Genomic DNA, 26,298 nt, shown 5'->3' on the forward strand with positions numbered 1-26,298 from the left:
ATCCGCGATCCATTCCGCGAGGAGCCGAACATGAACGACGGTGGCCGCGACGATGAGGATGACCCCGGAGACCGCCTGCTCTCGCAGGGCGCCGAGGTGCTGGTGCGCGAGATCGACGCGGCGCCGCCCGACGCGCTGCACTGCGATGTGCTGGTCATCGGCAGCGGCTACGGCGGCGCGGTGGCGGCGGCACGGCTGGCGGGCGCGCTGTCGCTGGACGCGGCGCCCGGCATCGCACCGGGCGCCGTGCCGATCAAGGTCTATGTGCTGGAGCGCGGCAGCGAATACCTGCCCGGCGAATTTCCGGCCACCTTCGCCGAGCTGCCGGGGCATGTGCGCTTCAGCATGCAGGACGGCAAGCCTGCGCGCGGCAATGCCTCGGGGCTGTTCGATCTGCGCCTGGGCGGCGAAGTGAACGCGCTGCTCGGCAACGGGCTGGGCGGTGGGTCGCTCATCAATGCGGCGGTGATGGAGCGCGCCACGCCCGATGCCTTCGAGGGCGGCGCCTGGCCCGGGGGCCTCGACCTTGCCGCGCTGGCGCAAGGCTATGGCAAGGCCGAGGCCATGCTGGGCCTGGAGCAGATCCCCGAGAGCGTGTCGAAGCTCGACTCCTTGCTGAATGCCGGCGCGCGGCTGCATGCGGCGGGCGGCAAGGCCCATGTCGCCATCGCCTTCGCCGACGGCACGCGCACGCCGGCCCAGGTGGCGATGCACCGCTGCCTGCGCTGCGGCGACTGCGTGAGCGGCTGCAACCACCGCGCCAAGAAATCGTTGGACACCAACTACCTCGCGCTGGCCCATGCACGGGGCGCGCGCCTGTTCACCGGCGGCACCGCGCACCGCATCGCGGCCCTGCCGGGAGGCGGCGGCTATGCCGTCGAGTTCTTCTTCACCGACCGGCGCAAGGCGCGCACCGACAACGCCCGGCCCTACGTGGTGCGCGCGCGGCGGGTGGTGGTGGCCGCCGGCACGCTGGGCTCCACCGAGCTGCTGCTGCGCTCCAGGGGCCCGGGCCTGCCCATATCGCAGGCCGTGGGCCGCGGCTTCTCGGCCAACGGCGACATGATCGCGGTGGCGGCCGCGCAGAACGACGAAGCGCTGTCCTGTGCGCCCGAAGGCGAGGCGCCGGCACAGCGCGGCATCGGGCCGACCATCACCGGGCTGCTGCGCACCTGCGCGAAGCCGGGCGAGCGCCCGCTGGTGATCGAGGAGTTCGCCATTCCCGCGCCGCTGCGCCGCCTGCTGGCCGAGGTGGTGACCACCACCGACGCGCTGCAGGCGCTCGCGCACATGGACCTCGACCTGCACGCGCCAGACGAAGGGCGCGATCCACTGGCCGTGGACGACGACATGCTGCGCCGCACGCCGGTCTACGGAATGATGGGCGACGACGGGGCGGCCGGCCAGATCGGCTTCGTCGGTCATGGCGGCGAGGGCGCCGTGCTGGCCGACGCGCAGGTGCGTGTGGCGTGGCCGAAGGTGGCCGCACTGCCCGTGTTCGAGGCGCAGATGCGCGCCCTGCATGCGGCCCACGATGGCGCGGGCGGACTCGGCGGGCGCGTGCTGCCCAACCCGCTGTGGAAACCGATACCGCCGTTCGGCAGCCTCGCCGACCTGGTCGGCCAGCTGGAGGGCGTGGGCTCGGTGCTCACCGTGCACCCGCTGGGCGGTTGCCGCATGGCCGATCGGTGCGAGCGCGGCGTGGTCGACAGCTGGGGCCGCGTCTACGACGGCGCTGCGGGTGCTTCAGCTGCGCCGTCGCTGCTGCCGGGTCTGGCGGTGCTCGACGGCTCGATCGTGCCGGTGTCGCTCGGCATCAACCCCTCGCTCACCATCGCCGCGCTGGCCGAGCGCGCGGTGCCTGTGCTGGCCGAGGACTGGGGCCTGGCGCTGGCCGGTTCGCCACAGCCGCCGCCGTCGCAGCGCCCGTTGCGCCGCGACCTGACCCGTCCCCGCGCGCCCGCGCCCACGCGCGTCTCGCTGCGCGAGCGCATGACGGGCCGCGTGCACATCGACGGCCAGGCCTTCGCGCTGAGCGCCGAAGTCGAATTCGAGCCGTTCGACGTGCCGAGCCTGCGCGCGACGCCGCGCGTGCTGTCCCAGCCGGTGGTCGTCCTGCGCTTCGGCAAGGGCGACGACGCGCCCGTCGCGCATTGCACCGGCACCGCATCGATGCTGGTGCGCGAGAAGAGCGACAGCATCGAACGCATCCTGCGCAGCCACGGGTTGGCACGCAAGAAGCTGCTGGCGCTGGTGCAAAGCCTGCTGGACGCGCGCGCCGCATCGGCCGGCGCCGCGATCGATGAGGACGATGCCGTCTTCGAGGGCCCCGCCATGGCTGATCTGCTGGCGCTGTGCTCGCACCTGGGGCAGGTGCGCCTCATCGAGTACGACTGGACGGTGGCGCGCATCGCGCACGGCGCGCCGCTGAAGGAGGGCGATCGGCTGCGGCTCACCAAGCGCATCGCGTTCGTCGAAGGCGGCAACCCGTGGCGGCAGCTGAGCGAGGGCGAGCTGCAGCAGCTCGGCCCCGATGCGCCGAAGTCGCTGGGCCGGCTGGTGCTGGACCCTTCCTACTTCGTCGAGACGCTGCAACCCCTGCTGCGCGTCGAGCACCAGCAGGACATGCCCAACCAGCTGGCGGACCTGGCCGAACTGGCGCTGTGGGTGCTGCGCATCGTGCTGCAGGTTCACCTGTTGCACTTCGTGCCGCCGCCCGACTCGCCGCAGCACGACTGGGAGCGCCTGCCGGGCGAGGTGTACGGCGTGCGGCCCGAGCCGGTCGAGCTCGTCACCGCGGCGGGCCCGGGCAGCGCGCCGCCGCGGCTGTTGTCGCGTTACCACCCGCCGGTGCGCCGCGCGGGCACGCGGCCCGTGATGCTGATCCACGGCTATGGCGCGAGCGGTTCCACCTTCGCGCACAAGAGCATTCCCGGCAACCTGGTGCACAGCCTGCTCGCGGCCGGGCGCGAGGTCTGGGTGCTCGACCTGCGCACCAGCATCGGCTTCCCGAACCGGCCGCGGCGCTACTGGTCGTTCGACGAGGTGGCCGAGACCGACATTCCCGACGCCTTGCGCACCGTGCAGGCGGCGCATGCGACGCCCGACGAAGCGGCGCCCATCCAGGTCGACGTGGTGGCGCATTGCATCGGCGCCGCCATGTTCAGCGTGGCGGTGCTGTGCCTGCCGGGGCTGCATGCGTCCATCGGCGCGGTGGTGCTGTCGCAGGTGGGGCCGCTGCTGCGTGCCACGGCCTTCAACCGCTTCCGGGGCTATGTGGCGGGCTACCTGCAGCAGTTCATCGGCATCGACGAGTTCGACACGCGACCCACGCTCACGCGCATGAAGCGCCTGCTTGTCGACGGCCTGCTGGCGACCTTTCCCTACCCCGACGACGACGGGGAGGCCGAGCGTCTGCGCGAGGCGCCGGGCTTCGCGGCCGTGCGGCACCGGGCCGACGCCATCTTCGGCCAGACCATGCGGCTGCACAACATCGGCAAGGACACGCTCGATGCGCTCGATTCGATCTACGGCTTCGTGAAGGTGCGCGGCCTCGCCCAGGTCGGCAACTACGCCCGCGAAGAGGTGCTGACCGATGCCGGCGGGCAGGGCCATGCGGTGGGCTTCGAGCAGGTCGGCCAGCGCTTCGGCTTTCCGGTGTTCATGCTGCACGGGCAGCGCAACGCGGTGTTCGACTGGCGCGGCTCGTACGACAGCTTCTGGCTGCTCAAGCGCGTGTTCGGCAAAGACGAAGGCCTGCCGCGGGAGCCTCCGCAGCTGCCGGAGCCGTCGGACGCTTCGAAGCCTTCCGGGAGCGACCTGTTCCTCGGCGAAGGTACCCCGCACCAGCTGCTGGTGCTCGGCGACTACGGCCACCAGGACACGCTGATCGGCGAGAAGGCCTGCACCGACGTGTTCCCGCACATCGTGCGGTTTCTCGAGGCCTTCGACCACAAGCCCGGCCGCGGCAACCCGGTGCCGCCCGACTGGCGGGCCAGCCTGCCGTGGACCGGCCCGTGGCTCGGCCTTGCGAGCCGGTCGGCGGACAACGCGGGCCGGCTGCATTGCCGGCTGGCGCTGCGTCCGCCGCCCGCGCATGTGTCGGCGCGCGCCGTGGTTTTCGTGCCCGCGTGGCGCCGCGACGGGCGCTGGTGCTTCGACTTCGCATGGATGGTGGGCCTGGAGACCACGCGCGAAAAGCTCCTGCAGGAGGCGGTGGAGATCGACCTGTTCGACGACCGGCTCGCCGACTACCAGGGCTTCGCGGTGCTGACGGCGCACGACGACCTGCCCATGGCGCGCGGCCCCCTCGAGGTGCTGGGCCGGAGGCTGTCGGCCGGGCTGTTCGCGCAGCCGCAGGACGAGCCCATCGAGCCCATCCGCAACCAGGTGATGAAGACACTGGACGCCGCCACCAACGCGCAGCGCGAGCGCGCCGTGGTGCGCCTCGACCCCGCATGGACCGGCGCCGTGCAGCGCGAGGGCGAGCCCGCACAGGCCTCGCTGTGCTTCGTGCTCGCCAGTTGCCAGTACGTGCCGGGCCTGGTCGACCGGGTGCCCGCGCAGGCGTCGTACCGGCGGCTCGCGCAGCGGCTCGAGGTGCTCGCGCCGCCGCACAAGCCGCAACTGCTGGTGCTGGCAGGCGACCAGGTGTATGTCGACCAGACCGCCGGGCTCTTCGTGCCGGCGGGCGGCGACGACGTCGGCCAGGCCTATGCGCTCACCTTCAGGCTGGAGGCGCTGCGGCAGGTGATGGCCTCGCTGCCGACCTGTCCGCTGCTCGACGACCACGAGGTGATGGACGACTGGGAGCCGGGCCCCGACCCCTATGGAACGCCGGCCGTGCGCGCCGCGCTCGACGGCTACGTCGCGCAGCAGCACAAGCTGGTGCGGGGCATCGGCCCGCAGCGCGACCCGCGTCCCTTCGACTACCGCATGGCGCCGGCCGGCTTTCCGTTCTACATGCTCGACACGCGCAGCACGCGGCAGCGGCGGGCGCTGCGCACCGACGCGCAAGCCACGCCGCTGGACCAGGCGGCGATCCGTGCCGGGGCCGACATGGGCGACCTGAAGAAGTGGCTCGAGGCTGCGCCCGCCGAGCTGCCCAAGTTCATCGTGTCGCCGGTGGCGCTGTTCCCGATGCCGCGCGCGGCGGTCTTCGGCGACCCGGCGCAACGCCTGGGGATGGACGACTGGAGCGGCTACCCGGCCTCGCAGCGCGCGCTGCTCGAACTGCTGCGCGACACCACCGCGCGCCACGTGGTGGTGCTGTCGGGCGACCGCCACATGTCCAGCGTGTCGAGCCTCTGGCTGCAGGCGGCGGGTGGGCCGGTGGAGGTGATCTCGGTCGTGTCTTCGGGCCTGTATGCACCCTGGACCTTCGTCAATGCGCGGCCCGACGCGTTCTGGCTCGACGGCCAGGTCGAACTCGGCACCGTGCCGGGTGCCTTCGGCGCCACCATGGTCACGGCGGCCGTGGGCACCGGCAACGGCTTCGCCGTGCTGCAGGTGGAGCGCGGCGCCACCGGGCATTGGCGGATCGGCGTCACCCTCGATCTGGACAACGGGCTCACGCAATGCTTTCGCGACCTCGATCCGGCCGGCGGTGGCTGGACGGTGCAGGGGCCGGCGCGCTTCGAACGCAAGCAGCGCCTGTGATCCGCGACAGCCGGCAGGCGAAACGGGCCCGCAAAATCGACAGGCCGTTTACAGGCACCGTACGCACGACACAGTGCCATACAAGCCATTGCACAGCTGCCTTCACAGTGCTCTTCCGCCGTCGCCGGCGCCGTTGCCACGGAGTTTGCGTAGGCCACCCACAACGCCCTTCGGCCACCTTGCCGAGGGGCCATCGGAGCACAAGCCGTGTTGTCGCAGAAAAAGAACGCCGCCTTCCTCGTCTCGACCTCGGGCCACCGCCTCCCGGCGTGGCCGTGGCGCGCAGGAAGAAGCAGGCCTCGTTCGCGTACGCCGGCTGGATCTGGCGCACAGAAAAGTAGCGCTTTTTAGTTAATGCCATGTAACGCCATCGGGCGTTACCGACAGGCCAACCAGGCGCTTGGACGCACGCGCTCGGCTGAACGCGTGCCGACTGCGCGACGTCAGAGAGGCATGTCATGTTCACCCGTTACGCCATCCGCGCGCTGCTGTGCATCGCCGTCGTGCCGGCCATCTCCGAGGAGCCCGCACCCATCCATGGCCGCGTGTTCCTGAGCAAAGCCGAGGTCGAGAGCACCTTGATCGGCAAACCCATCGTCTCGAGCAATCTGTCGACCGGCATGGTCTCGCGCTGGCAGTTCTATACGGATGGCCGCGTCGACTTCGTCAACCAGAGCGGGCCCGGCAAGGCGTCGGGCAAATGGGTTCTCAACGCCGACGGCTCGATGTGCGTGACGATGATTTCCCGAACCGGGTGCCGCTACTGGTTCAGGAACGAAAAAGACGGTGCCATTGCGAATGCCAGGACCAGGGAGCCGAATGCGCCGACCGTGGCCGAGATACGGTTCGAGTGATGGTGCGAGACAGTGTCCTCAACGCCCTCAACGCGCCGGTGATGAAAGCGCACGCATCCAGCGTTCGCGCTCTTCGTCTTCCAGCGCCAGCAGGCGCTCCGGCGAACCGCCGCCGCCGACCACGCGAAGGTCTTGCAGCTGCTTGCGCACCTCGGGCGTGGCAAGCACCTGGGCCACGGCTTCCTGCAGGGTGCGATTGGATTCGGCCTCCGAATTCGCGGGCGCCCAGAGGCTGAAGTGGTCGTAGGTCGTGTAGCCGGCCAGGGGCGCGCTCGACGCCAGCGTCGGCCATGGCACACCTTCGAAGCTTTGCGGGTGCGCCGGGTCGGCGGTGGTGCCCAGCACGCGCAACTGGCCGCGCCGCACGGCGACCGCCACGCCGTTCACGGGCGCGAACAGCAGGTCCACCGCATGCTCCTTGGTAATGACGTCCGAGTCGGGGTACATGCCCTTGAAGACCACACGCTGCACGTCGACGCCGCTCGCTGCGCGGAACTGGCCGAAGGCGAGGTGGCCCGTCCAGCCGTCGTCGCCCGTGCCGATGCGCAGGCTGCCCGGATGGGCCCGTGCGTAGGCCAGCAGGTCGTCCGTGCTGCGGATGCCCAGCGTGTCGGCCTTCGTGCTGTCGATGGCCAGCACCAGAGGCTCCGATGCCAGCAGCGTGACGGGGCGAAGGGAATGCATCAGCGCATCGATCGGAGCGGCCTGGTGCACGCCCTCGATGCCTCCGCGCGGCAGCCGCAACGCCGCGAGCAGGACCTTCTCGTTGCCGCCCTCCGTCATCAGCCGGCGATAGTCGGCCTCGGTGGCTGTCGGCACGTGATCGACCTGCACGCTGCGTCCCAGCAGGGTGGGCAAGTGGCTGGCCAGCATCTCGGCATAGTGGCCGCTGCGGCCACCGGGCGGAACCAGCACGGTGACGTGCAGCGCGGGCTGCGGCACGGCGGCAAGCCATTGCCCTGCATCGTTCATCAGGCCATAGCGTAATTCCCACGCGCCGCCCGTGGATGCGTTGCGCACCAGGGCGTCGACCACCCAATGGCGGCCCACGCGGTGGAACTGCCGGATGATCGGCCGTTCGTCCTGCCACCCGGGCGGCCGCCAGTCCTGGGGGAACGCACCCGAGACGACGGCGTAGCCATGACGGAACCGGCGCGCCGATTCGAACTGCGGCGCGATCGCCCATTGGCCCTGCGCGTTCTGGTAGCCCCATCGGCCGGTGGCCGCGTCCTTGACCGGCCGCAGCGCGGCGCCGGCATTGCTGCTGCCGTGCAGTCGTTGCCAGCGACACACCTGCGGCGTGCCGGCGTTGCGCTGCAGATCCAGCCCGGTGGCGGTGCACAGCTGGATGCGCCGCTGGGCTGTGGCGTCGGGCCGCTCGCCGAAGATGAACGGAATCACCATGCGTCCGCGCGCGTCGATCAGGCCCGAGCCGGTGGAGCCAGGCGTCACCATCTGCCGCTTGTAGTCCATCCACCGTGCAGTGGTGATGTCCCGCGGCGGGGCGGGGGGGCGCCACTGTCCCCGTGCATCGCGCAAGCCGGGCTGTGCGAACACCGTGTCCACCTGCAGCTCGGAAGGCACGGGCCTGGATCCTTCGGGCATCAGGTAAGAGAGGGCGGCGGGGGAGTCGGCGGAGATCGTGTCCTTGCCATCGCAACTCACGGGCGGAACGGCCCACTGGCCTTGCGCATCGATGCGCCCGTTGGCCGTGGTGGTGCGCAGTCCGCCGCCGGGCTTTCGCTCCACCAGCCACACCCGGTGCAGCGGCTGCAGTGCGGGATTGAGGGAGATGTATTCCTGCCGCACGACCTGCCAGCGTCCGTCGCAGAAGCTGCGCGCGGTCGGCGAAAGGAAAAGCACGCGCCCGTCGAGGCCGTCGAACAACGCGGGGGCGCGCTCGCTGTGCTTGCCCGGATTCAGGCTCAGCCAACGCGCCCGTTCGATCAGGTTGGGGGCGATGCCGATGGTGAAGGTGAAGATGTCTTCCCACGGTGGCGCCTGTGCATCCACCGGCTGCAGTTGCCAGGTCGGCTGCATCGGCAACGCGCGTTCCGGGTTGGCGTACAGCGCCTGGTAGGTCGGTGGCGCTGCGCGGGCTGGACCGAGGGCGATGCCGAGCCACAGCAGGGCGGCAAAGAGACGCAGCCGCTTCATCGGGCGAGCAAGAAACAAGGGTTCAGCCTCGGGTCGTGGCCGCAGATGGATGCCATTCCATCGCAGGCATCGCGGTTCGCCGAGGCGCTCGCGGTTGAACGCGCGGCGGCTGTCTGCCTGCTTGAACGATTTGTGGGCCCACGCTCAAACTTCGTATGCATAGATGCAAGTGAGCTCGGCCCCTTTCAGCGCGGATTGAAAGGGCTCAGGCGCATTCTTGAGGATGGCGCCAAAGCTGGCGTTGAGTTTGCCGGCACCCATGCTGCCTTTGTACTTGATGCTCTTGGGCTTGGCTTGAAGCTGGAGCTTGTTCGAACCGGACAGCGCAGCCTCCAACCTGAAGATGCCATGGCGGAAATCGGTGGACTCGGAGGTTTCCGCCTGGGGCGAAACCAGGCGCATAGTTTGCCCGCCGTAGGAGAGCTTCAGATCGACCTCCACGATGGAGGCGGGCACATCACCCACCAAGGTGAGTGCCTGCCCCGCGTGACTTCCGGTGCAGTTCAGTCGCGCCGTGTTGGCACCTGCGAGGGCCTGACCCGAGAGGGCGGACAGCAACACGAGGGTGCAGAGAGGAAAGATTTTTCTCATAGGTTCTCCAAGGCACTGACGCGATGTGTCCCGCACGACCTGCGAGGCAGGCTGGGCAGCGCGAACATGCCGGTCACGGGCTCCTCCACAAAAACGTTTCTGATCATAGGCGGAGCCATTCGCCGCGGATGCTCCGCTTCTCATCGCTTTCCGCGCGCCCACTGGTCCGCCCAGGCTGACAACGGCTTCAGCGCCTTCGAAAGCCGCCGTCCTTCGTCCGTCAGTCGATAGCCACCCTCGGCATGTTCGACCAGGTCGACCTCCCTCAGTTCGGTGAGCCGCGTGTTGAGCAATCGGGTGTTCGTCTCGCACGCGTCCTGCAGGGCTCTGAAGGTCAGCGAGCCCTCCCGAAGTTCCCAGAGCACGCGCAGCGCCGTGCGCCGGCCCAGCAGGTCCAGGGCGACCATGAGGGGGCGGCCAGTGGTGGAGCCGCGAACTGGGTGGCCGATGCGAGGTGTCGTCATGCTTTACTTTATACAGCAACGGACCTACGATGGCGTGGCCCTTGAATCAGGAGTCTGCATGCCCGCACGCATCGAGCCAGCAACGCCACCATTTGGTGAAGACATTTCCAGGTCACTCGACAGGGTGATGAAGGGACAGCCCCCCTTGCGGCTGTTCACGACCTTGGCACGCGACCCGCGTCTGTTTCAGAAGTTCTTTGCCGGCGGGTTGCTGGACAAAGGCCACTTGAGCATCCGGCAGCGCGAGATCGTGATTCACCGCACCACGGCATTGTGCAAATCCGAATACGAATGGGGCATCCACGTCACGGTCTTCTCGAGGCTCGCTGGCCTGACGCCAGAGCAGGTTCAGGCGAGTGTCACGGCTTCGGCGAACGACGCCTGCTGGTCGGCCGAGGACCAGGTGCTTCTGCGCCTGTGCGACTCCTTGCACGCGCACGCCGACATCGACGATGGCCTGTGGGACGCGTTGCGAACGTACTTCAGCGAAGAAGCCATCATCGAACTGCTGATGCTGGCCGGCTTCTATCGCACCGTCAGCTACCTCACGAACGGGCTGCGCCTGCCCCTGGAAGCGTCGGGCGCACGATTCCCCGCGTGAGGCTGTCAACCAGCGTGCAACCCCAGGAGAAATCTCGATGATCAAGGTCAGTGTCATGTACCCCTACGCCGCAGGCGCGCGATTCGACCACGCGTACTACCGCGAGAGGCACATGCCCATGATGAAACGACTGCTCGGCGCTGCGTGCCTGTACTACATGGTGGACAAGGGCATCTCGGGGCGTGGTGTGGGCACCGACCCTGCGTACATCGCCAAGTGCGACTTCGTCTGCACTTCCGTCGACGCTTACCGGGCAGCCTCTGCCCAGCACCAGGAGGAGATCCGGGGCGACATCGCCAACTACACGGACATTCAACCCATGGTGCAGATCAGCGAGGTGGTCGTGGAGCGTTCGGAGGCCTGAGTTCTCTCCGAGCGCGGGGCGTCGGCATGGAGGACAAGCCAATGAGTACGGACAGCCGCATCATCGTTTCGCTCGACTTCCCAGCCGCCGCATTGGCGGCGGACCTTGTGAAGCAGCTGGGCGCAGCGACCACGCACTACAAGGTCGGCCTGCAGCTTCTGACAGCGGCAGGACCTTCGGTCGTCCGCGAGCTCGCAGAGGCAGGAAAGAGTGTCTTCCTCGACCTCAAGCTGCTGGAAATCCCCAGCTCGGTGGCGGGCGCAGTCACCGCAGCCGGACACCTGGGTGCGTCGATGGTGACGGTGCACGCCTCAGGCGGTTCCGCCGTGCTTCGCTCGGCCGTCGAGGCCGCGAGCCCGTTCCCTCAACTGAAGGTGCTTGCGCTCACCGTCATCACCAGCATGGGTGACCAGGATCTGAAAGAGGTGGGCGTTGCCTCGACGGTTCCAGAGCAGGTCGCACGGCTGGGCCGTCTGGCCGCCGCGGCCGGTTGCCATGGCGTTGTGTCGTCGCCATTGGAGGTGAGGCTGCTTCGCGAGATCCTGCCGCCCGATGCCCTGATCGTGACGCCAGGCACGCAGCTCCCAGGCGATGAAAAGAATGACCACGCGCGGGCTGCGACGCCCTCGCAGGCCATCGGGGCTGGCGCGACGCACGTGGTCATCGGCCGCCCCATATCGCGTGCCCCAGATCCTGCGGCCGTGTTCGCCGCCGTGCGCGCAGAACTGGCTACCGCCATCCAATAACACTGACGCGGTCGGGCGGGTTGGGGCTGGCACTTCGCCGCAGCGCCTGAACGGCCAGCACCACAGCCACGCTCATCGTGCGCAGGACACCGGGTGCTTCCCGCAGCGAAATCAAGGAGGAGGGCGAAGCCCGGGGGACATTCGCGGAGGGAAGTACCCGGTGGCCTGCGCACGCGCCCCGAAGAGTTTCAGCGCAGCGCTTCGACCAGATCGAGCACCATGCGATCCGGCCCGAACACTTCGACCCCGTGCGCCAGCAAGGCATCCACAGCCTGCGCGATGCCATGGCTCGAAGACGATTGCTCCGCCATGTCGTTGTAGTACCCCAGGTCCTTCTTCGCATTCGCCATCGAGAACTTCAGCGAATCGGTGCTGCCCGTCAGCAGCTTGGGCTTGAGGCGTTCCAGCGCCACGCCGTTGCCGCCGCCCTTGGCGAGCACGTCCACGAACACCTCGGGCTTCACGCCGGCGCGCTGCGCGCAGGCCGCGGCTTCGCACAGCAGTGCCACGGTGCCCAGTGACACGAAGTTGTGCAGCAGCTTCATCGCATGGCCCGCGCCCACATCGCCGACGTGCGTGACGTTCTCGGCAAAGCAGCGCAGCAGCGGCAGGCACGAGGCCAGCACGTCGGCGTCGCCGCCCACCAGCAGGTTCAGGCGGCCTTCGGCGGCCTCCTTGGCGGTGCGGGTCATCGGCGTGTCGAGGAAGCGGCCGCCCTTGGCGAGCACGGCCTGCGCGACCTTGGCGGTGGAGGCGGGCACGGCGGTGGAGCAGTCGATCACCACGGTGCCGGGGCGCAGCGTGGTCAGCGCGCCGTTGTCGCCGAGCATCACGGCCTCGACCTGCGGCGTGCCGGTGACGCACAGGATCAGCACATCGACCTGCGCGGCCAGCGTGGCCACGTCTTTCACCGAGGTGGCGCCGGCCTTCAGCAGGTCGTCGATCGGCTGGTTGCCCGCGTGCTCCAGCACGGTGAGCTGGTGGCCGTGCTTGACGATGTTGCTGGCGATGCCGTGGCCCATCAGGCCGACGCCGACGAGGCCGACTTTGCGCGAGGTTTGTGGTTGCTGTTCAGTGGTGGTCATGAATTCATCCGTGCTTGATGGCGATGGTCTTGAGGGTCGTGAAGCCGAGCAGGGCCTCGAAGCCCTTCTCGCGGCCGAAACCGCTCGATTTCACGCCGCCGAAAGGCAGTTCTACACCACCCGCCGCCCCGTAATTGTTCACGAACACCTGGCCGCAATGCAGCTTGTGCGCCATGCGCAGCTGGCGCCCGCCGTCGCGCGTCCACACGCCGGCCACCAGGCCGAAGTCCGTGCCGTTGGCCAGGCGCACCGCCTCGGCCTCGTCGGCGAAGGGCATCACGGCCAGCACCGGACCGAAGACCTCGCGTTGGGCCAGGTCGCTGTCATGCGGCACGTCGCGGAACAGCACGGCTTCCTGGTAGTAGCCGGTGGACGGTGCCTGCGGCGACACGGTGCCGCGCGCCGCCACTTTCATGCCGCTGGCCTCGGCGGTCGCGACCATGTCGCGCACTTGGCGGAACTGCTTCTCGTTGATGAGCGGGCCCATGTCCAGGTCTTCGGCGGGCGTGCCCGCGCGCACGGCCGTGAAGCGCTTCGCGAGGCGCTGCACGACTTCTTCATAGATCGATTGCTCGACCAGCACGCGGCTGCCCGCCGAGCAGGTCTGGCCGGCGTTCTGGATGATGGCGTTGAGCAGCACGGGCTCGGCCGCGTCGAGGTCGGCGTCGGCGAACACGATCTGCGGCGACTTGCCGCCCAGCTCCAGCGTCACCGGGCAGTGGCGCTCGGCCGCGGCCAGGCCCACGCTGCGCCCGGTCATGGTCGAGCCGGTGAACGAGATGTGGTCGATGCCCGGGTGCGCGCACAGCGCGGCGCCGGCTTCCTTGCCGTAGCCCGTGACCACGTTGAGCGCGCCGGCCGGAAAGCCGACTTCGGTCGCGATCTCGGCCAGGCGCAGCAGCGACAGGCTCGCGTCTTCCGCCGGCTTCACCACGCAGGCGTTGCCTGCGGCGAGCGAGGCGCCCACGCTGCGGCCCGCGATCTGCATCGGGTAGTTCCAGGGAATGATGTGGCCCGTCACGCCATGCGGAATGCGCACGGTGAGCACGGTGTAGCCGCGCTCGTAGGGCAGGGTGTCGCCGTGCAGCTTGTCGCAGGCGCCGGCGTAGTACTCGAAGTAGCGCGCCAGCGCGGTCGCGTCGTTGCGCGCCACGCGCAGCGCCTTGCCGGTGTCGCGCGCCTCGAGCTGGGCCAGCTCTTCGTGGTGCTGCATCACGGCGGCGCCGAGCTTGGCGAGCAGCCGGCCGCGCTCCAGCGCGGTGGTGGCGCCCCAGGGGCCGTCGAAATGCTCGCCCATGGCCTGGCGCGCGGCGCGCACGGCGGCGTCGATGTCGGTGGCGGTGCCGCGCGCGATCTCGCCGAATTTCTGGCCGTCGCTCGGGTCGATCACGTCGATGGTGGCGTTGCCTTCGGACGCCACGCGGCGGCCGTCGATGTAGTGGGTGGCGGTCATGGAAGGTGTCTCCGTGTGGCGGGTCAGATGGGTTCAGGCCAGGGCTTCTGGGCGTCGCGAATCTGCTCGAAGGCGCGGCTGAACTGCAGCACGCCCAGGTCGTCGAAGCGGCGACCCGCCACTTGCAGGCCGATGGGCAGGCCTTCGGTCGAGTAGCCGCAGTTGACCGACGCGGCCGGCTGCTCCGACATGTTGTAGGGCACCGTGAAGCCGATGTGTTCCAGCGGCCGCATCGGGTCGTTGGTGGGCGAAGCATGGTCCGCGGGCGCGGGCATGTTGGGCGACACCGGCGAGATCACGAAGTCGTAGGCCTTGGTGGCGGCGACGGTGGCCGCGCGCGTGGCGACGAACTGGCTGTAGCCGTCGAAGACGTGCGCGCCCGAGAAGCCGGCCGCGCTCTCGGCCCATTCGCGGATGTACGGCAGGATCTTCGCGCGCTGTTCTGCGCTCATCGCCTGCATGTCGAGGCACGAGCGCATGCGCCAGAAGTGGTCCATGCCCTGCAGCATCTGCGGCGTCATGAAGGCCGGGATTTCCTCGACGTGCGCGCCGGCCGCTTCGATGCGTTTGGCGGCATCGCGCACGGCCTGTGCGATCTGCGGATCGAGCGGCAGGCCGCAGCCCGCGTCCATGTGCAGCGCCACGCGCTTGCCCTTGAGGAACGACGGATCGACCTCGAAGGCGTTCCAGTCGATCACGGGCGGCGGCAGTTCCGAATAGTCGCGGTCGTCGGGCTGCGCGACCGAGGCCATCATCAGCGCCGCATCGGCCACGGTGCGCGTCATCGGGCCGGCGCAGCGGCCCATGTAGGGCGAGCTCAGCGGAATGCGGCCGAAGCTGGGCTTGAGCGTGAAGATGCCGCTCCAGCTCGCCGGCAGGCGCAGCGAGCCGCCGATGTCGGTGCCCACGTGCAGCGGGCCGTAGCCGGCAGCTGCGGCGGCGCCCGCGCCCGCGCTGGAGCCGCCCGGCGTGCGCGAGGTGTCCCACGGGTTGCGCGAGAGGTCATGAAAGCTCGACAGGCCCGACGACAGCATGCCCAGGTCGGGCATCGTGGTCTTGGCGACCATCACCGTGCCGTCGGCCTTCAGGCGCGCGGCGGGTGGCGAGTCGTAGCTCACCGGCACGAGCTCGTAGGCGGCGGTGCCCAGCGGCATCGGGTCGCCCTCGGTCGCGAGGTTTTCCTTGATGGTCACGGGCACGCCGTCGAGCGTGCCGCGCGGTGTGCCGGCGCGCCAGCGCGCCTCGGAAGCGCGCGCCTGCTCGAGCGCGGCTTCGGGGCGGAACAGCCAGGTGGCGCGCAGCTGCGGCTCGCAGGCCGCGATGCGTTCGTTGACCGCGCGCGTCACCTCGACCGGCGAGAGTTCCCTGGCGGCGTAGGCGGCGTGCAGTGCCTGCACGCCCAGGGCGTAAAGAGGTTTCGTCATGGCCGCATCAACCCCACGAAATGGCAGCCAGGTCGTTCGCGACGATCGGCATGTTCGGCCACAGGCCCTTCACTTCCTTGCGCGCGACCGTGGGGAACACGGCCTGGAACAGGAAGCCGTTGACGGCATCGTTGGCGAGCATCTTCTGCGCCTCGCCGAGCAGCGCGTTGCGTTTCTTCTCGTCGGGCTCGCTCTGGACCGAGGCGTACAGGTCGCGGAACTTCTTCGAGTCGTAGCCCCAGTAGTAATCGGGCTCGGTGTACTTCACGAGGTCGAAGGGCTCCACGTGCGCGACGATGCTCAGGTCGAAGTCGTGCCCGCCGCCGAAGGTGCCGCTGAGCCACTGGGCCCATTCGACGTTCTGGATCTTCACATTGATGCCGATGGCCGCGAGCTGGGCCGCGATCACCTCGCCGCCCTGGCGCGCGTACGAAGGCGGCGGCAGCGTCATGCGCAGTTCGAGCGGCGTCTTCACGCCCGCGTCGGCCAGCAGCTTCTTCGCCTTGGCGATGTCGAAGGGGTTGATGCCGGTGGTGTCGACATAGCCCGGCGCGCCGATCGGGTAGTGGCTGCCGATGGCCTTGCCGAAGCCGTCGGCCGCGCCCTGGATCACCACGTTGCGGTCCACCGCGGCCAGGATGGCGCGGCGCACGCGCACGTCGTCCAGCGGCTTGCGCTTGTTGTTGATCGCCAGGATCACCTTGCTGCGCGTGCCCACTTCGAGCACGCGGAAGCGCGGGTTGGCGCGGAACTGGCCCACGCTGCGCGTGCCGGCGCGCGGGAAGATGTCGATGTCGCCGGCCATCAGCGCCGCGGTCTGCGCCGCCGAGTCGGACATGAACTTGAAGACGAACTTGTTGACCTTGGCCAGCGCCGGGTTGCGGTACGTCGGCGACTTCACCAGCGAACAGGCCGAGCCGCGCTGCCAGCTGTCGAGCTTGTAGGGGCCGGTGCCCACGGGCTTGGTGGCGTTGGTGTCGGCGCTCTTGGGCTCGACGATGCAGGCGGTGGCCTGGCCGAGCATGAAGAGCAGGTCGGGGTTGGGCTGCGCGGTGGTGATGACCACCGTGTCGGCGTCGGGCGTCTTCAGGCTGATCTCGCTGAAGAAGCGCTTGTCCTTGTTGGTGCTCTTCTCGCCGGCCGCGCGCTCGAAGCTGAACTTGACGGCGGCGGCGTCGAAGGCCTCGCCGTTCTCGAACTTCACGCCCTTGCGCAGCTTGAAGGTGTGGGTCTTCAGGTCGGGCGACACGGTCCAGCTCTCGGCCAGGAGCGGCGTCACGCTGCCGTCGGCGTTGATCTTGGTCAGCGTCTCGAAGATGTTGTAGTGCGCGATCTCGGCAATGGCCGAGGCGGCGGCGGTCGTCGGGTCCAGGCCCGGCGGTTCCAGCGGCATGCCGATGGTCAGCATGTTCTTGCCGGTCTGGGCTTGCGCGAACAGCGGGAAGGCGCCGGGGATCGCGGCGGCGATGGCGGTGCCCATGAGGGTGCGTCGCTTCAACATTCGGGGGTTCTCCTGGAAGAAAAAAGAGGCTGCCGGTTCGACCCGTTCGGGCCTACCGCGATGGCGTGTGCAGCACGGCCGACAGCAAGGTGCGTGTGTATGGGTGTTGCGCGTGGGCAAAAAGTTCGGCGGGTTGGCCGCGTTCCACGATCTGGCCCTTGAACACCACGCACACCTCGTCGCACAGGTGGTTGACCACGGCGAGGTCGTGGCTGATGAGCAGATAGCTGATGCCGAACTGCTGCTGCAGGTCCTGCATGAGGTTGAGCACCTGGGCCTGCACGGATACGTCGAGCGCGCTCACGGGCTCGTCGGCGACGATGAGCTTGGGCCGCGTGATGAGTGCGCGCGCGATGGCGATGCGCTGGCGTTGGCCGCCGGAGAACTCGTGCGGGTACTTGTCGAGGTCGGTGGTGCGCAGGCCGACGGCGGCGAGCGCTTCGGCGGTGCGCTCGCGCTGCTCGGCGCGGCGCGTTTCGGCCAGGGCTTCGAGCGGCTCGGCGACGATGCGCGCCACGGTCTGGCGCGGGTCGAGCGAGCCGTACGGGTCCTGGAACACCATCTGGAAGTCGCGCCGCGCGGTACGCAGCTCGGCCTTCGAGAGCGCGTGCAGGTTGCGGCCTTCAAGGGCGACGCTGCCCGAGGTGGGCGTGTCCAGCGCCATCACGAGGCGCGCGATGGTCGATTTGCCGGAGCCCGATTCGCCGACGATGCCCACGCTCTTGCCGGCCTGCACCTCGAAGCTCACGCCGTTGAGCGCCTTCACGGTGGGCGGCGGGCCGAAGAGCTTTTCGCGCGGCAATGCGTAGTGCCGCACGAGGTCGGTCACCTGCAGCAGCGGGGGGGAGGCAGAAGACGTCGAAGTCATCGGGGTGCTCATGCGGCGGCCAGCGTGGCGTGCGCGGCGACGGCGTCGAGGTGCAGGCAGCTCACTGAGTGGCCGTTGGGTTGGCGGGCCACCGGCGGTTTCGTGGTGTGGCAGGCGTCGGTCGTGAAGTCGCAGCGGCCCGCGAAGCCGCAGCCGCGCGGAATATCGACCAGCTCGGGCACGCTGCCGCGGATGGTGGGCAGCCGGCCCGCGCGCACGGTGCCGAGCGCGGGGCGCGCCGCGAACAGGCCGCGCGTGTAGGGGTGGGCGCGGTCGGCAAAGACCGTCTCGGTCGGGCCGCTTTCCACCGCGCTGCCGCCGTACATCACGAGCATGCGCTGCACGCTGCTGGCGATCACGCCGAGGTCGTGCGAGATGAGGATCAGCGCCATGCCCATTTCGGCGACCAGACCCTGGATCAGGTCGAGCACCTGCTTCTGGATCGTCACGTCGAGCGCGGTGGTGGGCTCGTCGGCAATCAGCAGGTCGGGGCCACATGCCAGGGCCATCGCGATGCCGATGCGCTGGCGCTGGCCGCCCGAGAACTGGTGCGGGTAGGCGTCGAGGCGCGAGGCGGCGTCGGGAATGCCGACGCGGTCGAGCAGGTCGAGGGCTTCCTTGCGCGCCTGCGCCTTGGTGAGGCCGCGGTGCAGCATCAGCGGCTCGCCGACCTGGCGCGCGATGGTGTGCACAGGGTTCAGGGCCGTCATCGGCTCCTGGAAGATCATGCCGATGCGGTTGCCGCGCAGCTGGCACAGCTGCTTTTCGGGCAGGCCGACGAGTTCCTGGCCGTCGAGCTTGATGCTGCCCGTGACCTTGGCAGTGGACGGCAGCAGGCCCATGAGCGACATGACGGTGATCGACTTGCCGCAGCCCGATTCGCCGACGATGCCCAGCGTTTCGCCGCGCTCCAGCGAGAAGGAAATACCGCGCACGGCTTCGGCCGGGCCGCGCTGTGTCTGCAGGCCGATGTGGAGGTCGTTGACTTCGAGGAGGGGCATGGCGGTCTACCTTGCGCGGGCCAGGCGCGGATCGAGCAGGTCGCGCAGACCGTCGCCCAGCAGGTTCAGGCCGAGCACCGCGAAGGCGATGGCCATGCCCGGGAAGACGGCCAGCAGGGGCTGCTGGAACATGAGGGTCTGGGCTTCGCTGAGCATGCGGCCCCAGGAGGGCTGCGGCGGTTGCGTGCCGAGGCCGAGGTACGACAGCGCAGCTTCGGCCAGGATGGCGATGGCGAAGCGGATCGTGATCTGCACGATCAGCACGGCCGAGATGTTCGGCAGCACGTGTTGCATCGTGATCGCGAAGCTGCCCTTGCCGCAGGCGCGTGCAGCAGCCACGTACTCGCGCGACCAGATCGCGTTGGCCGAGGCGCGCGTGATGCGCGCAAACGTCGGGATGTTGTAGATGCCGATGGCGATGATCGCGTTGACGATGCCGGCGCCGAACACGGCGGTCATCATGATGGCCGACAGGATCGCGGGGAAGGCCAGCGTGAAGTCCGACAGGCGCATCACCGCTTCTTCGACCCAGCCGCGTCTCGCGGCAGCGAGCAGGCCCAGCGCGGTGCCGACCACGAGGCCGATGCCCACGGCGATCACGCCCACGAGGATGGACGCGCGTGCGCCCACGAGCAGCAGCGAGGCCACATCGCGCCCGAAGGCGTCGGTGCCGAGCCAGTGCGTGGCCGAAGGACCCTGCATCTTGTTGGCCATGTCCATCGCGTAGGGCGACCACGGCGTCCAGACGAAGGAGATCAGTGCCGCCAGCAACAGCAGCAGCGCGAACACGCCGCCGATGACGAAGCTGCGGTGCTTGACCGCGCGGCGCCAGAAGCCGGGCGCGAGGGGCGCAGCGGATGCGGGCACGGAAGGGGAGAGGATGGCGCTCATATGTCGCTCGCCTTGATGCGCGGATCGATCACGGCATAGAGCACGTCGACCACGAAGTTCACGATGACCACCATGGCCGCGAGCAGCATCACGCAGTTGCGCACCACGATCAGGTCGCGGTTGCTGATGGCCTGGAAGATCAGGCGACCCAGCCCGGGCAGGTAGAACACGTTCTCCACCACGATGGTGCCGGCCAGCAGTTCGGAGAACTGCATGCCCATGACGGTGATGACGGGGATCATCGCGTTGCGCAGCACGTGGGTCCACAGCACCATGCGCTGCGACACGCCCTTGGCGCGCGCGGTGCGCACGAAGTCTTCGCGCATCACCTCGAGCACTGCGGAGCGCGTGATGCGCGCGAGGATCGCGGCCTGCACCACTGCGAGCGACAGCGCGGGCAGAAGCAGGGACTTGAGCCCCGCGAAGATGCCTTCGCCCCAGCCCTCGAAGCCGCCGGCGGAGAACCACTGCAGCTGCACCGAGAACACGAGGATCAGCAGGATCGCGAACCAGAAGTTGGGAATGGCGATGCCGACCTGGGCCATGCCCATGAGGCCGACGTCGCCGAGCTTGTTGTGGCGCGCCGCAGCCGTCACGCCCACGAGCAGGGCGATGACGACAGTCAGGGCCATGGCCATCACGGCCAGCGGCACGGTGAGCGCCAGGCGCTCCAGGATGAGGTCGATGACGGGCGAGCTGTAGGCGTAGCTGTCGCCGAGGTTGCCGGTGAGCAGGCCGCCGATCCAGTGCCAGTAGCGCGTCCACGCGGGCTGGTCCAGGCCGAGCTTGGTGGCCAGGGCGGCGACGGCATCGGGCGAGGCGTCGGGGCCCATGAGCATCTGCGCGGCGTTGCCGGGGAGAATTTCGAGCACCAGGAACACGATGACGGACGCGCCGATCAGCGTGCCGATGAGCGTCAAGGTGCGCTTGAGCAGGAACAGGCCCATGGTTCAGTGGCTCCGTTGTTTGTCGCTGTTCAGGGCGTGTGCCCAGGCCACCGGGTACTTCCCTCCGCGAATGTCCCCCGGCCTTCGGCCTCCTCCTTGATTTCGCTGCGGGAAGCACCCAGTGCCCTGAGCACGGGGGCAGGCTGCGGGTGTGCGCAGCGCGTTTCGCTTCCTGCGAAAAAGAGGGTCGGGAGGTGTCATGCCGAAGCGATGCACTCGGCAATCGCGCGGCCCACGTCCACCGTGTTGGCGGTGCCGCCCATGTCGCGCGTGCGCGGGCCTTCGCTGAGCACGGTCTCGATCGCCGAGAGCACGGCCGCCGAGGCCTGTGCGTACACGGGGTCGTTGTCGCCCAGGTGGTCGAGCATGAGTGCGGCCGACCAGATCTGGCCGATGGGGTTGGCGATGCCCTTGCCTGCGATGTCGGGCGCCGAACCGTGCACGGGTTCGAACAGCGAGGGGAACTTGCGTTCGGGGTTCAGGTTGGCCGAGGGCGCGATGCCGATGGTGCCGGTGCAGGCGGGGCCCAGGTCGGAGAGGATGTCGCCGAACAGGTTGGAGGCCACGACCACGTCGAACCAGTCGGGGTGCTGCACGAAGTGCGCGCACAGGATGTCGATGTGGTACTTGCTGGTGGCCACGTCGGGGTAGCGCGTGGCGATCTCGGCCAGGCGCTCGTCCCAGTAGGGCATGGTGATCGAGATGCCGTTCGACTTGGTGGCGGCCACCAGGTTCTTGCGCTTGCGGCGGTTGGCGAGCTGGAACGCGTAGTCGATGATGCGGTCGACACCCACGCGGGTGAACACGGCTTCCTGGATCGCCATCTCGCGCGGCGTGCCTTCGAACAGGCGCCCGCCCACCGAGGTGTATTCGCCTTCGGTGTTCTCGCGCACGACGAGGAAGTCGATGTCGCCGGGCTTGCGGTGCGCCAGCGGGCCGGGTACGCCGGGCATCAGGCGCACGGGGCGCAGGTTGACGTACTGGTCGAAGTCGCGGCGGATCTTGATGAGCAGGCCCCACACGGCGATGTGGTCGGGCACCTTGGCGGGGTCGCCCACGGCGCCGAAGTAGATGGCGTCGTGGCCCTGGATCTTGTCGGCCCAGTCGGCCGGCATCATCAGGCCGGTGCGCACGTAGTGGTCGGAGCCCCAGTCGAAATGGTCGTACGCGAAATCGATGCCGAAGCGCCGACTGACCGCGTCGAGCACCCGAAGGCCCTCGGGCATGACTTCGACGCCGATGCCGTCTCCGGGAATGACGGCAATCCTGTGCTTTTGCTTCTGCTGCATTGACTCAACCTGTTCCTGAACCGTTTCGATAAGAGCGCCGACGCTTGTGACACCGGGCCGTCAAAAAATTCTAGGAGCGGGTGGGGCGCGCGCGATGGGGGTTGGCACCCACCAGGCATTGACAAAAAGCGAAGGCCAAAACGCCAGAACACGGCGGAAGATAAGCAATTGATGGTCATCGAACTGACTTGAGCTTCGAAAAATTAGAAGGCGACGGGGCGGAAAACCCGCACCCGGGCACCCGCCGAAAGGGCCTGCGTACCATCGTGCCCATGCGAACACTTCCACTCCCCACCGGCGGCGAGATGCCGGTTCTCGGTCTCGGCACCTGGCGCATGGGCGAAGACGCCACCCACCGCGCGGCCGAGGTGGCCGCGGTGCGCGAGGCCATCGGCCTGGGCTACCGCCTGATCGACACGGCCGAGATGTACGGCGAAGGCGGCGCCGAGACCGTGGTCGGCCAGGCCGTGGCCGAGGCGCTGCGCGCGGGCGACGTGCAACGCGACGCGCTCTTCATCGTCAGCAAGGTCTACCCGCACAACGCCAGCCGCCGCGGCACGGGCCAGGCTTGCGAGCGCAGCCTGGCGCGGCTCGGGCTGGAGCGCATCGACCTGTACCTGCTGCACTGGCGCGGCAACCACCCGCTGGCGCACACGGTCGAGGCGATGCACGAACTGGTCGCGGCCGGTCGCATCGCCCATTGGGGCGTGAGCAACTTCGACACCGACGACATGCAGGAGCTGGCGCAGGTCGTGGGCACCGGCCCGGCCTGTGCGGCCAACCAGGTGTACCTGTCGCTCGGCGAGCGCGGCCCCGAGTTCGACCTGCTGCCTTGGCAGCGCGAACGCGGCGTGCCGCTGATGGCCTACAGCCCGATCGACCAGGGTGCGCTGGCGGGCGACGAGGCGCTGGGCCGGCTGGCGGCCGAGCTCGGCGTGAGCGCCGCGCAACTGGCGCTGGCCGCGGTCATCGCGCGCCCGGGCGTGGCGGCGATTCCGAAGGCGGTGCGCAGCGCGCACCTGAAAGAAAACAGGGCCGCCGCCGAGCTGCAGCTCGATGCGACGACCCTGGCGGCGCTGGACCGGATCTATCCGGTGCCGAAGCGCAAGACGCCGTTGGCGATGATCTAGTCAGAGCACGTTCTGGCTTCGGCTCAGTGCGCGTCGGCGTGCTTGGCCGCCGCGATCACCGCCTCTTCGTCGTGCTTCGCACCGTTGAGGAACAGGTTCAGCAGCACGGCCGTGATCGACGCCAGCAGGATGCCCGACTCGATCAGCGAGTGGATCGAGTGCGGCATCCACTGCTTGAAGTTGGGGGCGATCAGCGGAATCATGCCGACGCCGATCGACACGGCGACGATCATCGCGTTGTGGCGGTTGGTCTTGAAGTCCACGCCCGACAGGATGCGGATGCCGGTGGCGGCCACCATGCCGAACATCACGAGGCCCGCGCCGCCGAGCACCACGGTGGGCAGCGACTCGACCAGCGCGGCCATCTTCGGCAGCAGGCCCAGCACGATCAGGATCACGCCGCCGGCCACGCAGACATAACGGCTCTTGATGCCGGTGACGGCCACCAGGCCCACGTTCTGCGAGAAGCTGGTGTACGGGAAGGTGTTGAAGATGCCGCCGATGAGCGTGCCCAGGCCGTCGGTGCGCAGGCCCTTGGCCAGGTCTTGCTGGCTGATCTTGCGGTCGGTCATTTCGCCCAGCGCGAGGAACATGCCGGTCGATTCGATCATCACCACGATCATGATGAGCGTCATCGTCAGGATCAGGATGGGGTCGAACAGCGGCATGCCGAAGTGGAAGGGCAGCACGACGTCGACCCAGGCGGCCTTGCCGACCTTCTCGTAGGTCATGAGACCGGTGATCGACGCCACCACCGCGCCGATCACGATGCCCAGCAGCACCGAGATGTTGGCGATGAAGCCCTTGGCGTACTTCACGATCAGCAAGATCGACACCAGCACCAGCGCGGCCACGCCGAAGCCCGACAGGTCGGCGTACTTGGGGTTGGGCACGGTGGGCATGATGGCGAAGCCCTTGGGCACCGCAGGAATGGAGCTGCCCGGCGAGGTGACCTCGGCCAGCCACTTGGCGTACACCGGGTCGACCAGCGCGGGCGCCGTCGGGCCCACGGGGTTGCCGAAGATCCAGTTGATGCCCACGCGCATCAGGCTGATGCCGATGACCGCGATGATCGTGCCCGTCACCACCGGCGGAAAGAACCGCAGCATGCGGCTCACCAATGGCGCGATCAGTATCGATATGACCCCCGCGCCGATGATGGCGCCGAACAGCAGCTGCGCTCCGTTCTGCCCGGGGTTGGCGTTGGCGATGGCGACCATGGGCGCCACCGAGGCGAAGGTCACGCCCATCATCACGGGCAGCTTGATGCCGAACCACTGCGTGGCGCCCAGCGCCTGGATCAGCGTGGCGATGCCACAGCAGAACAGGTCGGCCGAGATCAGCAGCGCGACCTCGTCGGGCGAGAGCTTGAGCGCACGGCCCACGATGAGCGGCACCGCGACGGCGCCCGCATACATCACGAGCACGTGCTGCAGGCCGAGGGCCGCGAGCTTGCCCGAAGGCAGGCGCTGGTCCACGGGATGGACATTGCTGGAAAGGGAATCTGCCGTCATCGTTGTCTCCTGGCGCGGCGAGGGGAACGGAGCAGTGATGCGCGTCGCAGAGCCGTCGCGCACACCAGTTGTGTACGCGAAACTGTATACAATTTATGCGGCAATCTGGATTCAGGTAAACCCGAATCCGGCGAAGAAGCGCTGTGGGAGGTGCGCGCCGGGGCATCCGGCGTTTCGGCCGGCTCTCAGGTGTTGGGGGTGGGGCGCGTCAGCGACGCACGGGCTCAGAGGCTCAGGCCAGCAGCGCCTTGACCAGGTCGAGCTGGCGGTCGGGCTTCTCGGTGCCCAGTTCGAGGCTGGCCTCGATGCGTTCGAGGTGCTCGATCATGCAGGTCACGGCCGCTTCCACGTCGCCCTTGCGGCACAGGCGCAGGAAGTCGGAATGCTCGTCGGACGAGCAGTGCGGGTCGTTCGACGAGTGATAGAGCATCGCGATCAGCGAGCTGCGCGCCACGAGTTCGCGCACCATCTCGGCCAGCGTGTGGTTGCCGGTGGCTTCGGCCAGCGCCACGTGAAAGTCGCCCAGCAGCTTCTCGCGCACCGTGCCCATGGTGGTGCTCTGGCGCAGCGCGGTGCGTTCGAACTTGATGTGCTGCTCCAGCGTCTGGTAGTCGCGTGGCCGGGCGTTGGCGATGAACAGGCGCACCACCTCGCGCTCGAGGATGCGGCGCACCGCGAACACCTCGCGCGCCTCGTCCACCGTGGGCTGGCAGACGAAGGCGCCCTTGTCGGGAATCATCTCGATGAGCTTGTCCTTCGACAGCATCAGCAGCGCTGCGCGCACCTTGGTGCGGCTCACCGAGTAGACGCGGCCCAGCGCCTCTTCGCGCAGCCAGGTGCCGGGCGGCAGGCGCTTCTCGACGATCGCGGTGGCGATGTCGTTGGCGATGCTTTCGATGGAACTGTTCTTGTCGGCCGGCGCCGCGCCGTTCTCGGCCGGTGCGGCAACGGGGGCGGCGGAAGGGACGGAGGTTTTGGAACTGGCGCGGGGCATCCGTCGATTGTGGCTCAGCGCGTGAGGGTGAAGGCCTCGAGCGCGCCGATCATGGGCTTGGGCAGGGGCCTTGCCAGCTCGCCGCGCTTGCTGGTGCGCAGCTTCAGCGCCACCAGCGATTCGATGAGCTTGGTGCCCGCGGCCACGCCGTCGATCACCGGCACGCCGAGCACCTGCTCGATGTGCGCACACAGGTCGGTCATGCCGGCGCAGCCGAGCACGATGCAGTCGGCGCCGTCTTCTTCGAGCGCGCGCCGGCATTCGTCGACGATGCGCTCGCGGGCGTTGGAGCCCGGCTCTTCCAGCTCGAGCACCGGCAGCTCGCAGGCGCGCACGTTGGCGCAGAAGCGCTCCATGCCGTAGATCTCGGCCAGGTGCCAGGCCTGACCCATGGTGCGGCCCAGCGTGGTCACCACGCTGAAGCGGCTGCCGATCATGCTGGCCAGGTGCATCGCCGCCTCGGCGATGCCGACCACGGGGCCGCGCGCCAGCTCGCGCGCCGCCTTCAGGCCCGGGTCGCCGAAGCAGGCGATCACGTAGCCGTCGATGCCGTCGCGCTCGCCCGCGGCGATCTCCTGCAGCAACCCCGGCACGGCCAGCGCTTCGTCGTAGTGGCTCTCGATGGAGACCGGCCCCATGGCCGGGCTCACGGCCACGATCTCGGTGCCGGCGTGCGCCACCGCGCGGGCGCAGGCACCGATCTTCTCGGTCATGCTCCAGGTGGTGTTGGGGTTGATGATCTTGATGCGCACGGCGCGGTCCCTTT

Annotated in this window: 21 protein-coding genes; 6 read left to right on the forward strand and 15 right to left on the reverse strand. The window is 68.8% G+C overall.

Going from position 1 to position 26,298, the window contains the following annotated elements:
* The first annotated feature begins 30 nt into the window (after positions 1-30).
* Positions 31-5,658 carry an alkaline phosphatase D family protein gene (locus AC1RAD_RS07305; RefSeq protein WP_492734315.1) on the forward strand — a complete coding sequence of 1,876 codons (5,628 nt, stop codon included), beginning with the start codon at positions 31-33 and terminating at the stop codon, positions 5,656-5,658.
* 458 nt (positions 5,659-6,116) lie between these two features.
* Entirely contained in the window at positions 6,117-6,512 is a 396-nt protein-coding gene (locus AC1RAD_RS07310) for a hypothetical protein (protein ID WP_062479336.1), read from the forward strand.
* 27 nt (positions 6,513-6,539) lie between these two features.
* Here AC1RAD_RS07310 and AC1RAD_RS07315 read toward each other — a convergent pair whose 3' ends face one another.
* The 3 genes from AC1RAD_RS07315 to AC1RAD_RS07325 form a co-directional block, all read right to left on the reverse strand.
* Positions 6,540-8,669 (reverse strand): tripartite tricarboxylate transporter substrate-binding protein, encoded by a 2,130-nt coding sequence (locus AC1RAD_RS07315; RefSeq protein ID WP_492734316.1) that lies wholly within the window; start codon positions 8,667-8,669, stop codon positions 6,540-6,542.
* A gap of 144 nt (positions 8,670-8,813) precedes the next feature.
* Complete coding sequence (locus tag AC1RAD_RS07320) at positions 8,814-9,260, reverse strand: hypothetical protein (protein WP_492734317.1); 447 nt, start codon at positions 9,258-9,260, stop codon at positions 8,814-8,816.
* 140 nt (positions 9,261-9,400) lie between these two features.
* On the reverse strand, positions 9,401-9,667 hold the full coding sequence (locus AC1RAD_RS07325; RefSeq protein ID WP_492734318.1) for a winged helix-turn-helix transcriptional regulator: 267 nt from the start codon (positions 9,665-9,667) through the stop codon (positions 9,401-9,403).
* Positions 9,668-9,782: 115 nt separating this feature from the next.
* Here AC1RAD_RS07325 and AC1RAD_RS07330 point away from each other — a divergent pair, with 115 nt between their 5' ends.
* Genes AC1RAD_RS07330 through pyrF form a run of 3 tightly spaced genes read left to right on the forward strand, consistent with a single transcriptional unit; the run spans position 9,783 to position 11,435 of the window.
* Complete coding sequence (locus tag AC1RAD_RS07330; RefSeq protein WP_369644315.1) at positions 9,783-10,325, forward strand: carboxymuconolactone decarboxylase family protein; 543 nt, start codon at positions 9,783-9,785, stop codon at positions 10,323-10,325.
* 37 nt (positions 10,326-10,362) lie between these two features.
* The gene (locus AC1RAD_RS07335) at positions 10,363-10,689 is read left to right on the forward strand and encodes an EthD family reductase (protein ID WP_492729014.1); all 327 of its coding nucleotides are present in this window, start codon (positions 10,363-10,365) and stop codon (positions 10,687-10,689) included.
* A 41-nt stretch (positions 10,690-10,730) separates the two neighbouring features.
* Positions 10,731-11,435: an orotidine-5'-phosphate decarboxylase gene (gene pyrF, locus AC1RAD_RS07340; protein ID WP_492734319.1), complete on the forward strand. Its 705-nt coding sequence runs from the start codon at positions 10,731-10,733 to the stop codon at positions 11,433-11,435.
* A gap of 188 nt (positions 11,436-11,623) precedes the next feature.
* Here pyrF and AC1RAD_RS07345 read toward each other — a convergent pair whose 3' ends face one another.
* The 9 genes from AC1RAD_RS07345 to AC1RAD_RS07385 form a co-directional block, all read right to left on the reverse strand.
* Complete coding sequence (locus AC1RAD_RS07345; RefSeq protein WP_369631849.1) at positions 11,624-12,520, reverse strand: NAD(P)-dependent oxidoreductase; 897 nt, start codon at positions 12,518-12,520, stop codon at positions 11,624-11,626.
* A 4-nt stretch (positions 12,521-12,524) separates the two neighbouring features.
* Complete coding sequence (locus tag AC1RAD_RS07350) at positions 12,525-13,973, reverse strand: aldehyde dehydrogenase family protein (RefSeq protein ID WP_492734321.1); 1,449 nt, start codon at positions 13,971-13,973, stop codon at positions 12,525-12,527.
* A 23-nt stretch (positions 13,974-13,996) separates the two neighbouring features.
* Positions 13,997-15,397 (reverse strand): amidase, encoded by a 1,401-nt coding sequence (locus AC1RAD_RS07355; RefSeq protein WP_492734322.1) that lies wholly within the window; start codon positions 15,395-15,397, stop codon positions 13,997-13,999.
* 7 nt (positions 15,398-15,404) lie between these two features.
* Positions 15,405-16,898, reverse strand: coding sequence for an ABC transporter substrate-binding protein (locus AC1RAD_RS07360; protein ID WP_062479362.1), 1,494 nt, complete (start codon positions 16,896-16,898; stop codon positions 15,405-15,407).
* Between the two features lie 52 nt (positions 16,899-16,950).
* Entirely contained in the window at positions 16,951-17,778 is an 828-nt protein-coding gene (locus AC1RAD_RS07365; RefSeq protein WP_492734324.1) for an ATP-binding cassette domain-containing protein, read from the reverse strand.
* Complete coding sequence (locus AC1RAD_RS07370) at positions 17,775-18,767, reverse strand: ABC transporter ATP-binding protein (RefSeq protein ID WP_492734326.1); 993 nt, start codon at positions 18,765-18,767, stop codon at positions 17,775-17,777. Before AC1RAD_RS07370 ends, AC1RAD_RS07365 begins: the two co-directional genes overlap by 4 nt.
* 6 nt (positions 18,768-18,773) lie before the next feature.
* Positions 18,774-19,658, reverse strand: a complete 885-nt coding sequence (locus AC1RAD_RS07375) for an ABC transporter permease (protein ID WP_159274476.1) — start codon at positions 19,656-19,658, stop codon at positions 18,774-18,776.
* On the reverse strand, positions 19,655-20,605 hold the full coding sequence (locus AC1RAD_RS07380) for an ABC transporter permease (RefSeq protein WP_070061679.1): 951 nt from the start codon (positions 20,603-20,605) through the stop codon (positions 19,655-19,657). Before AC1RAD_RS07380 ends, AC1RAD_RS07375 begins: the two co-directional genes overlap by 4 nt.
* A 197-nt stretch (positions 20,606-20,802) precedes the next feature.
* Positions 20,803-21,894, reverse strand: coding sequence for a tartrate dehydrogenase (locus AC1RAD_RS07385; protein WP_070061680.1), 1,092 nt, complete (start codon positions 21,892-21,894; stop codon positions 20,803-20,805).
* Between the two features lie 272 nt (positions 21,895-22,166).
* Between AC1RAD_RS07385 and AC1RAD_RS07390 the strand changes: the two genes are divergently transcribed.
* On the forward strand, positions 22,167-23,024 hold the full coding sequence (locus AC1RAD_RS07390) for an aldo/keto reductase (RefSeq protein ID WP_492734327.1): 858 nt from the start codon (positions 22,167-22,169) through the stop codon (positions 23,022-23,024).
* A gap of 23 nt (positions 23,025-23,047) precedes the next feature.
* On the opposite strand, the gene AC1RAD_RS07395 is transcribed toward AC1RAD_RS07390, so the two are convergent.
* From AC1RAD_RS07395 to AC1RAD_RS07405, 3 genes are all read right to left on the reverse strand, one after another.
* A complete protein-coding gene (locus tag AC1RAD_RS07395; RefSeq protein ID WP_492734328.1) occupies positions 23,048-24,538 on the reverse strand; it encodes a nucleobase:cation symporter-2 family protein in 1,491 nt (496 codons plus the stop codon).
* A 232-nt stretch (positions 24,539-24,770) separates the two neighbouring features.
* Entirely contained in the window at positions 24,771-25,532 is a 762-nt protein-coding gene (locus tag AC1RAD_RS07400; RefSeq protein WP_095744177.1) for a GntR family transcriptional regulator, read from the reverse strand.
* A 14-nt stretch (positions 25,533-25,546) separates the two neighbouring features.
* Complete coding sequence (locus AC1RAD_RS07405) at positions 25,547-26,284, reverse strand: aspartate/glutamate racemase family protein (RefSeq protein ID WP_070061684.1); 738 nt, start codon at positions 26,282-26,284, stop codon at positions 25,547-25,549.
* Between the last annotated feature and the right edge of the window lie 14 nt (positions 26,285-26,298).

This window comes from Variovorax sp. GW823-FHT04B03, from assembly GCF_058796495.1.